General features: G+C 68.6%; 8 protein-coding genes. 3 read left to right on the forward strand and 5 right to left on the reverse strand.

The annotated features are described in order from the left end of the window. Positions 1-11: 11 nt before the first annotated feature. The 3 genes from U9983_RS13330 to aceB form a co-directional block, all read right to left on the reverse strand. The gene (locus U9983_RS13330; RefSeq protein ID WP_322754329.1) at positions 12-1436 is read right to left on the reverse strand and encodes a vWA domain-containing protein; all 1425 of its coding nucleotides are present in this window, start codon (positions 1434-1436) and stop codon (positions 12-14) included. Between the two features lie 88 nt (positions 1437-1524). After that, complete coding sequence (locus U9983_RS13335) at positions 1525-2403, reverse strand: MoxR family ATPase (protein WP_322747266.1); 879 nt, start codon at positions 2401-2403, stop codon at positions 1525-1527. A gap of 126 nt (positions 2404-2529) precedes the next feature. Continuing rightward, the gene (gene aceB, locus U9983_RS13340) at positions 2530-4131 is read right to left on the reverse strand and encodes a malate synthase A (RefSeq protein ID WP_322754335.1); all 1602 of its coding nucleotides are present in this window, start codon (positions 4129-4131) and stop codon (positions 2530-2532) included. Positions 4132-4491: 360 nt separating this feature from the next. Between aceB and U9983_RS13345 the strand changes: the two genes are divergently transcribed. Next, positions 4492-5334: an NAD(P)-dependent oxidoreductase gene (locus U9983_RS13345; RefSeq protein WP_322754330.1), complete on the forward strand. Its 843-nt coding sequence runs from the start codon at positions 4492-4494 to the stop codon at positions 5332-5334. Positions 5335-5341: 7 nt separating this feature from the next. Here the strand turns inward: U9983_RS13345 and U9983_RS13350 are convergent, their stop codons facing one another. Continuing rightward, positions 5342-6247: a glycoside hydrolase family 6 protein gene (locus tag U9983_RS13350; protein WP_322754331.1), complete on the reverse strand. Its 906-nt coding sequence runs from the start codon at positions 6245-6247 to the stop codon at positions 5342-5344. 621 nt (positions 6248-6868) lie between these two features. Here U9983_RS13350 and U9983_RS13355 point away from each other — a divergent pair. Both U9983_RS13355 and U9983_RS13360 read left to right on the forward strand, forming a co-directional pair. Beyond that, on the forward strand, positions 6869-7717 hold the full coding sequence (locus tag U9983_RS13355; protein ID WP_322754332.1) for a glucose-1-phosphate cytidylyltransferase: 849 nt from the start codon (positions 6869-6871) through the stop codon (positions 7715-7717). A gap of 248 nt (positions 7718-7965) precedes the next feature. Next, on the forward strand, positions 7966-8451 hold the full coding sequence (locus tag U9983_RS13360) for a VOC family protein (protein ID WP_322754333.1): 486 nt from the start codon (positions 7966-7968) through the stop codon (positions 8449-8451). 88 nt (positions 8452-8539) lie between these two features. Here U9983_RS13360 and U9983_RS13365 read toward each other — a convergent pair. Further along, on the reverse strand, positions 8540-9563 hold a 1024-nt coding region (locus tag U9983_RS13365; protein ID WP_322754334.1), incomplete at its 5' end, for a glycoside hydrolase family 6 protein.

Below are 9563 nucleotides of genomic sequence, written 5' to 3' on the forward strand. Positions count from 1 at the left end.
GAACCGAAACGCTACGAAGGCAGGAGGCGCTCGATGAACGCCTGGAGCTGCTCGACGTTGCGGCACTCGACCATCTCGTCGACGAGGTCGGCGTAGGCGCGGGTCGCCGAGTCACCCGAACCCCAGTAGGTACGCGGCTCCGGGTTCAGCCAGTAGGAATGTCTGGCCTGGGCGCACAGTTTCCGGAAAACGCCGGATGCGGTCGCCCGATAGTTGTTGCGAGCGTCCCCCAGCACGAGCAGGGAGGTCTTCGGGCCGACCGCGTCGGGATACCGCTGCGCGAACACCTCGAAGGCGTGGCCGTAGTCGCTGTGCCCGTCGAGCCAGACCAGATCGGCTTCGCCCGCTATCCGCGCCATCATGTCGCCGAGATCGCCGCCCCGCAGGAACCGGGTGACCTCATCGGTGGTGTCGATGAACGCGAACGCCCGGACCTTGGCGAACTGCTCCCGCAGCGCGTGCGTCAGCAGCAGGGTGAAGTGGGCGAACGACGCCACCGAGCCGGAGACGTCGCACAGGACGACAAGCTCGGGTTTGTGCGGCTTGTGCGGCCGGTGGTAGGTCTCCAACGGCACACCGCCGGTGGCGAGCGAGGCCCGCACGGTGCGGCGGAAGTCCAGTCGGCCGGAGCGCCCCAGCCGGCGGCGAGCGGTCAGTCTGGTCGCGAGCCGGCGTGCCAGCGGGTAGACCTGCCGACGCAGTTCGACGAGGTCGCGCTGGGACGCCCGGAGAAAGTCGACCTGGTCGGCCAGCGGCTTGACCGCGGTCTTCGCCACCGCGTCCACCCCGCGTTCCTCGGCAAGCCGGCGGCGAACCTCGGCGGCGACCATCTCCTCGAACGAGCGAATCCGTTCGGTGATCGTCTGTCGGGCGACCCGCTCGGCAAGACCGCCGGTCGTGGCCCCACCGAGCATCGCGGCCAGCAGGTCCGCGATCAGAGTGTCCGGTGACAGCGCCCGCATGACCCGGTACATGAACCAGGACCGCTGCCCGGCCCCGCCCGGCGTCGAGCCGAGGGCGGTCACGGCGTCCCTGGCAAGGCGACGGAGCGCTTCCTCGTCCCCGTCGAGCAGGGCAGCCAGCAGGTCACCGCGCATGGCCTCGCGCAGCATGTCCGGATCCAGGTCGGTGACCTCGCCCCGCTGTTGCGCGTCGCCGCCCTCAGGCCGGCCCCCACCATCGTCGCCGTGATCGTCGACGGACAGACCGGCGCCGATCCGCGGCGGAAAGTAGAGATCGAACAACATGTCAAAGGTGGCCCGGTGGGTCGGGCGCTTGCACATCGTCGCCGCGAACGCCGCGTGCAGCGCCCCGCGGTCGAGCAACCCGACCGCACCGAGCGCGCGGGAGGCGTCCACGGTCTCGGCGCTACTCACCGGCACACCAGCCTTGCGCAGTGCGGCGGTGAACGCCACCGTACGGTCCAGCACGCTCATCTCGGCCGTCCCATCACCTCAGGCCACGGCAGGCCACGTCACGTCCGGTCAGGTCGAGTCGGTTCACGTCGGTTCACGTCAGTTCAGGTCAGTTCGGACCGAGTTTGAGCTGGCCGATCGCACGCGCATGGTCACTCGCGTGCTTGAGGACGACACCCAGCGTGGATGCCACCGCCTCCTCGTCCAGGGTGTCGATACCCAGCGCAAGCACGGTCTGTGCCCAGTCGATCGTCTCGGCGATCGACGGCGCCTTCTTCAGCTCCATCGCCCGCAGCGCCCGGATGGTCCGGACGATGGCCTCGGCAAGCTGTTCGGGCAGTTCCGGGACACGAGCGAGGACGATCTCCTTCTCCCGCGCCGGCGAGGGATACTCCAGGTAGAGGTACAGACAGCGACGCTTGAGCGCCTCGGAAAGCTCCCGCGTCGCGTTGCTGGTGAGGACCACGAACGGACGGCGGCTCGCCACAATCGTGCCGAACTCGGGAATCGTCACCTGGAAGTCCGAGAGCACCTCCAGCAGCAGCCCTTCAACCTCGACGTCGGCCTTGTCCGTCTCGTCGATCAGGAGCACGGTTGGGTCGTTGCGCCGGATCGCGGCCAGCAACGGCCTCGCCAGCAGGAACTCTTCGCTGAAAATGTCGTCATGGGTCTCGTCCCACGACTCGTCGTTGCGCCCGGCCTGGATGCGCAGGAGCTGCTTTTTGTAGTTCCACTCGTAGAGCGCCCGGGCCTCGTCCAGGCCTTCGTAGCACTGGAGTCGGATCAGCTCGGCATCGGTCGCGGCAGCCAGCGCCTTGGCCAGCTCCGTCTTGCCCACACCGGCCGGCCCTTCGACGAGCAGCGGCTTGCGCAGCCGGTCGGCCAGGAAGACGGTCGTGGCGATCGCGTGGTCCGCGAGGTAGCCTGCCGCCTCCAAGCGGCTGCGGACATCCGCCACATCGGCGAAGGCATGCTCCTGTAGCGGCATATACACCTCTCGTGTACGAGCTGAGAACCGTTTCCATAGTGCCAGTGATGGGCCCGTACGGGCGACATCAGCGCGGCCGGCACCGTCGGGACGGAGGCCGCAACCGGATCACTGCACCGGCTCAGATCATTCCACCTGCTCATAGGCGGGGACGGTGAGGAACTCGACGAACTCGTCCGCCAGCGCCACCCGCTCGAACAGGGCTGCCGCGTCGGCGTAGCGCCCGACCTCGAATGTCGGTTCGCCGACGGCGGACCGGATCGCGGCCAGCTCCTCGGCCTCGATCTCCCGGACGAGATCCGCGGTCACCGGCCGGCCGTCGGCCAGGCGGGCCCGCACGGCGATCCACTGCCAGATCTGCGAACGTGAGATCTCAGCGGTGGCCGCGTCCTCCATCAGGTTGTCGATACCGACCGCGCCGACGCCCCGCAACCAGCTCTCCAGGTACCGGATGGCCACGCTGATGTTGTTGCGCAGGCCCGCCTCGGTGATCGAACCCGGGGTGTCGCGGATCGCGAGCAACTGCCGTGCCGTCACGGTGACGTCATCACGCTGCCGGTCGATCTGGTGCGGGCGCCCGCCGAGCACGGCGTCGAACACCTCGGTACAGACCGGCACCAGGTCGGGATGGGCCACCCAGCTCCCGTCGAAACCGTCGCGGGACTCCCGTTCCTTGTCGTCCCGGACCTTTGCCAGGGCACGCGCATTGACCGTTGGATCACGGCGGCTCGGGATGAACGCAGCCATCCCGCCGATGGCATGCGCGCCACGGCGGTGGCAGGTGGCCACCAACAGCTCGGTGTAGGCGCGCATAAACGGCACGGTCATGGTGACGGCGCCACGGTCGGGCAGCAGGAAGTCGGCACCACGCGCGCGGAACGTCTTCACGGTGGAGAACATGTAGTCCCATCGACCGGCGTTCAAGCCGGCAGAATGTTCCCGCAGTTCGTAGAGAATCTCCTCCATCTCGAAGGCCGCCGGAAGGGTCTCGATGAGAACGGTTGCCCGGATCGTCCCACGGGCGAGCCCGAGGGAATCCTCGGCCACGGCGAACACGTCGTTCCACAACCGGGCTTCACGGTGACTTTCCAGTTTCGGCAGGTAGAAGTATGGCCCGGCGCCGGCCGAAACCAGTGCGTGGGCGTTGCGGAACACATACATCCCGAAGTCGAACAGGGCACCGCTGACCGGTTCACCGTCGACCAGCACATGGCGTTCGGGCAGATGCCAGCCGCGTGGACGCACAATAAGCGTCGCAGGCTCCTCGCCCAGGGCGTATTCCCGGCCATCCGGGCCCGTGTACACCAGGGTCCGTGTGATCGCCTCGGTCAGGTTTCGCTGCCCGGTAATCATATTTGACCAGGTGGGTACGTTTGCGTCCTCGAAATCGGCCATGAAGGCCCGTGCCCCGCTGTTGAGCGCGTTGATGACCATCTTGGCGTCGGTCGGCCCGGTTATCTCGCACCGGCGGTCGATCAGGCCCGGCGCGGGTGGCGCAACGACCCAGTCTCCGTCGCGGACGTCCACGGTCTCGGCCAGGAAGTCCAGGCTCGCCCCGGCTGCGATGGACCGCCGGCGCTCACGACGTCGCTCCAGCAGCTCGGCCCGGCGCTCGGAAAAACCGCGCTGCAGGCCCGCGACGAACGCGAGCGCCTCGTCGGTCAGAACCGCGGCGACGTCAGCCGGCTTGAGCCCACTGACCGCCCGCTCCACCTCAATGCCCCTCATACTCCCCTCGCCCGCCATGCCCTCGACGTCCGTTCGTCCCACCGACTCGTCGGCACCCATCGCATTCCCTCCCTGCTCCACGAACCGTCGCTCCACGAACCGTCGCTGCACGAAGCCGTCCACGGCACATCGCCGGGTATCGACGGGAGCGAAGCTACCGCCTCGATCGCCCGGCGGCCGCTGGCTGCGTTCGCCGGGCGCCACACCCGGCCAACTAGTAAGTTTTCCGAACAAACGCCCTTCGACTGGCTGGCGCGCCCACCGTGCGGGTAGGCCAGGCAGGGCGGGGACAGACGTCCCACAGGTCGCACAGGTCGCATTGCTAATGCGCAAGGGGGAGCGCACACGGGAGGCAGAGCAATGAACGTCACGTTCCTCGGGCTCGGACGGATGGGCCGAGAAATGGCTCGGCATGTCCTGCGTGGCGGCCACCACCTGACCGTCTGGAACAGGACGCCGGGTCGCGCGGGGGAGTTGACAGCCGCCGGTGCACGCGAGGCGCTCTCCGTTCGGGCCGCGGTCACCGATACCGACGCCGTCGTGCTGATGGTCTTCGACGACAGTTCAGCCCGCCAGGTGATCGACGAATTGATCGCCGGCGCGCCCCCGGCGACGCTAGTGATCAATTCGACGTCTGTCTCGCCGTCGACCAGCCGCGACCTTGGGCAGCTCGTGGCAAAGGCGGATCTGCGCTACGTCGAGGCGCCGGTGGTGGGCACCGTCGGGCCAGCCCGCGAAGGCACCCTGCGGGTACTGGTCGGGGCGGCCGCGGCCGACGCCGCGGCCGCCGAAGGCCTGCTCTCCCTGTTCGGCAGCACACACCGGGTTGGCGGTATCGGAACCGCGACTGCGTTGAAAACCGTGGTGAACCTGGGACTGACGCTCTCCACCGCGGCCCTGGGCGAGGTGCTGCGGCTCGGATCGGATCTGGGTATCGACCGCAACCTGCTACTGGCCGAACTCTCCGACGGTGCGCTCGGGTCCATCGTGAACTACAAGCGTCCGATGCTCGCCGACGACCTCTTCACCCCGGCGGCCTTCACTCTGGACGCCATGATCAAAGATCTTCGGATCGCGATGGGCGCCGCGGAGCGGGCGTTGCCCCTGGCCACGACCACGCTCGCCATGGCCGCGGAGGCGTCCGACGCCGGGCACGGTGGCGACGACTTCGCCAGCCTGGCGGCCTACTACGCCACGTCCTGACCGACGATCAGGCCGCGGCACGGACGGCCAGACCTATCGCGTAGTCAAGCCACCACTGCCCGGCGGGGGGGCCGCCGTTGCACGTACCATCCGATTCGCCGGGAATCTTGATCCACAGAAGGGCGTCGGCACGCGGGTCACCGGTATCGGCCGTCGGGCCCACGCCCAGGGCCCTGCCTGGTGGGTTGCACCAGACGCTGCCGGGCGCCGGGCCCAGGCCGTTACGGCTGGTGTCGATGACGAAGTGGGGCATTCCACCGGCAGCTGCGGAGACCGCGTCTCCGTAGGCCCGCTCGTCGGCCGTCTCGTCGAAGTTCGAGACGTTCAGAGCAAACCCGCGCGCCCGGTCGACTCCGGCGGCCCGCAGCCTGGTCGCCATCTCGGCGGCGTCGTGCCAGCCGGCGTTGCCCGCGTCGAGGTAGACGCTCACCCCGATGCCGCCGAGCGCGTCGACCGCATCCGAGAGCAGCCCGTAACGGGTCTGGCGGTCGGCCGCGGGCAGACAATCGAGCTGGGACAGGGCATCTGGCTCAAGAATGACAGTCGCCGGACCGCGACCGATACCCGCGGCGAAGCCGGAGATCCACGATCTGTACGCCGCCGGGCTACTGGCCCCGCCGCCCGAGTAACCTCCGCAGTCACGGTTGGGGATCGCGTAGGCGACCAGGACCGGCAGCGCCCCGGTGGCCCGGATCCGCGCCACCCGGCCCGCGACCGCGGACTGGACGCCACCCGCGGTAACAGGACCGACAAACCAGTCCGCATGGGACGTATTCGCGATTCGGCTCAACGCGTCGGCACTCGCGGGAAGACTGCCACGCAGCCGGCCAACCGCCGCAGCCGCGGCGCTGCCGGGGTCGACATAGAAGCGTGCGCCGGCAAACGGGTTACCGGTCTGCGTGCGTGAGAGCACCAAGGGTGCAGACGTGGGTTCCGGGATGGGCGTCGATGTCGGCGCGGACCCGGGCTGCGACACCGACCCCGCCCGAGCCACACTCGACCCTGGCAGGGGGCGTGCCGTGGATCGGGCGGGGTCCGGCCTGTCGCCGAGCGCGCCCATTGCCTGCGCAACCGTCACAGGCCGCGTGGAGGCGACCGTGCCACCGTGACCGGAAAGCACCAGGTCCGCTGCGGATGGGCGCGACGATGGGACGATGGTGCCTTCGAAGGCAAAACCGGCAAGTACCGAAATGACAACGGCGCTGAGGGCCAACAACCGTCGAAGACGAACGAGTTGCCGGTGCCGCGAGTGGTGGCGCACCGACCCGCGTGCGGCCCTCCGGCGCGGCCCTGTCGACACACAACCTCCGAAACGGGCAAGCACTGCAACGCTTTCCTACCCCCACCCCCTACCTACTTACGGACCATAGCAGCGCCCGCATGATATTCATCAGGCGGACGTCGACGGCAGCCGCGACACGCACCGGCCGACACCACGCCCACTGGTCGATTCCCCATCGCCCCGTCCGGCCGGCGGCGGGGAATGTCCGTGGCGGACTGCCTGCCGCGCGCCTGCGCGGGAAAGAAGTTCCGTATGAAAGTTGTTCTGTTCTGCGGCGGCCAGGGACAACGTCTACTGGACGCGGGCACGGGCCAGGAATCCACCCCGAAACGCGCCTCGGATGCGCCGAAACCGCTGCACCTGGTCGGCGGAAAGCCCATTCTCTGGCATCTCATGAAATGGTATGCGACCTACGGACACACCGACTTCATCCTCTGTGTGGGCTTCCGGGGCGAATGTGTCCGGAACTGGGTCGGGGACCTCTGCGCCGAACACCTCGACGAGCCGACGGCCCTGCCCGGTGTGCCGCGACAGCATCTGCTCGACGGCGAGGCTGCCGGGTGGTCGATCACGATCGTCGACAGCGGCCTGCGCGTGCCGGTCGGACAACGGCTTCGGGCGGTGCGAAGCCTCGTCGGCGCCGAGGATCTGTTCCTCGCCAACTACGCGGACGGCCTGTCCGACGTCCCGCTGCCAGAGCTGATCGACGAAGCTCACCGCTCCGATGCCGTCGCCACCCTGCTCGCGGTGCGGCCACCCGAGACCATCCACACCGTCGACTTCCGGCCGGACTCGACCGCGATCAACAGGATCGCGCCCATGGCGGAACAGGAAATCTGGATCAATGCGGGCTTCTTCGTCCTGCGGCCCACCGTCTTCGACCTGATCCATCCAGGCGAGGATCTGGTGGATGCGCCCTTCACCCGGCTCGCTCGGGCGGGCAGGCTGGGTGGTTATCGCTACCGCGGGTTCTGGCGGGCCATGGATACGGCTAAGGATCGTCTCATCCTGGACGAGCTGTGGAGTTCGGGCGTCCGGCCGTGGGCCATCTGGGAGGCTCCGGCGCGCGACCGATTCGTCCCCTGGCGGCCCCAGGTGTGACCGTGACGCGGATGCCGGATGCCGGATGCCGGATGCCGGATGCCCGTGACAGTCCTGCCGGTGATGTCATCGGCCGCCCCGGACGGCACCGTCCGGCCGCACAACGGAACGCGCTGGTTCATATTCGAACGTATGTGCTAGCATGGGATGCGTTCCGTCGATTGCACCCCACCGCTTTTTGCACCCCACCGCTTGTCGAAGCCCACCGCGTCAACCCTGCCACGACAGCCAGCCAAGGAGAACAAACGATGACCACAGCAGTCGAGCCGATCCCCGCCGACTACCCCGTGATCACCCCGTACCTGCACGTCGACGGCGCGGCCGACGCCATCGATTTCTACACGCGGGTTTTCGGCGCAACCGAGCGGATGCGCATGGCCGCGCCAGACGGAAAGATCGGCCATGCGGAGCTCACGATCGGCAGTTCTATGATCATGCTGTCGGACGAATACCCCGAAATGGACGCGGCAGGTCCGAAGACCGTGGGCGGAACGCCGGTCACCATCCACGTGTACGTGGCGGACGTGGACGCGACCTATGATCGTGCGGTCAAGACCGGCGCCAAGAGCCTGCGCCCGGTCGAGAACCAGTTCTACGGTGACCGGACCGGGCAGTTCGAGGACCCGTTCGGGCACCGGTGGAGCGTGGCGACCCACATTGAAGACGTTCCAGCCGAGGAGCTGTCCCGCCGCGCCGCCGAAGCCATGGGCGCCGCAGCTGGCGGCCAAGGCTAGGCGGTCGGTGGATCTTCAATCGTGCGGATCAGGCCGGTGGGATCGACCACCTCTCCGACCATGAACGGCCGCTGGCGACGGACGGAGTTCAGGACTCGGCGTTGCGGACGAGCTCGTCGGCTTGGGTCGGCCACCAGATGCCGGCCGAGGGGTTGTTCCGACCGCACTCCCCGTCGCTGGCCCCTGGAACCTTGATCCAGAGCAGGGCGTCCGCCCGCGGGCTGCCGGTGTCGGTGGTCGGCGCAGCCCCGAGTCCTCGGCCCGGCGGGTTGCACCAGGGATCCTTGATGGTGGCGGCAGCCGGGCCGCGTCCGTTGCGTGAGGTGTCGACGACGAAATGGGCACCACCGGCCAGCGCCGAGATCACTTCGGCGCGAGCCACCTCGTCCCGGGTCCGGTAGTAGTTCGACACGTTGACCGCGAAGCCTCGGGTCCGTCGCACGCCAGCCCGGCTCAGCCGGTCGGCGATGACCGGTGCCGCCGTCCATCCGCAGTGGGCGCCGTCGAGGTAGACGCTGGTAGCGGCCAGTCTGCCGTAGACGTCAACAGCGTCGTTCAGCAACTGGTAACGCTCCTGCTGGTCGGCCATGGACAGACTGTCCATCTGTGCCAGCGAATCCGGCTCCAGGATGACGACGGCCGCACGCGTGCCGATTCCCGCCGCCACCTGCCGCGTGAATGCCCGGTAGGCGGCGGCATCGGGTTCTCCGCCGGCGGAGAACCCGGAACCGATATCGCGGTGCGGGATCGCGTAGACCATGAAGACCGCCGTCGCCCCCACCCGCTCCGCTTGCCCGCTACGCGCCGCCACCTCTGCCTGGACGCCGTTACCCAGCCAGTCCCCAACCGAGAAAGCGATCGGCCTGGCTGCGATCGCCGTGGCGCTCGCAGCGTTGGCGGCGTCCTGACGCGCGGCCACGGCCGGTTGACTGTTCGGATCGACGAGGAATGGCGCGCGGGGCGCAGGGCCGTGCGGACCTGCGCCCGCCACGGCGCCTCGACCGGCCGGGTCGCCGGCGGGGCACTGCGCGCCCACCGCACGAAGCGACGCGGCAGCGGTCCGTGTCGCACCTCCAGCGCCACATCCGGTGACAGCCACCGTGGCGCTGAGA

Origin of the sequence: Protofrankia sp. Cas3 (assembly GCF_963555955.1) — a bacterium.
Taxonomy (GTDB): Bacteria; Actinomycetota; Actinomycetes; order Frankiales; family Frankiaceae; genus Protofrankia.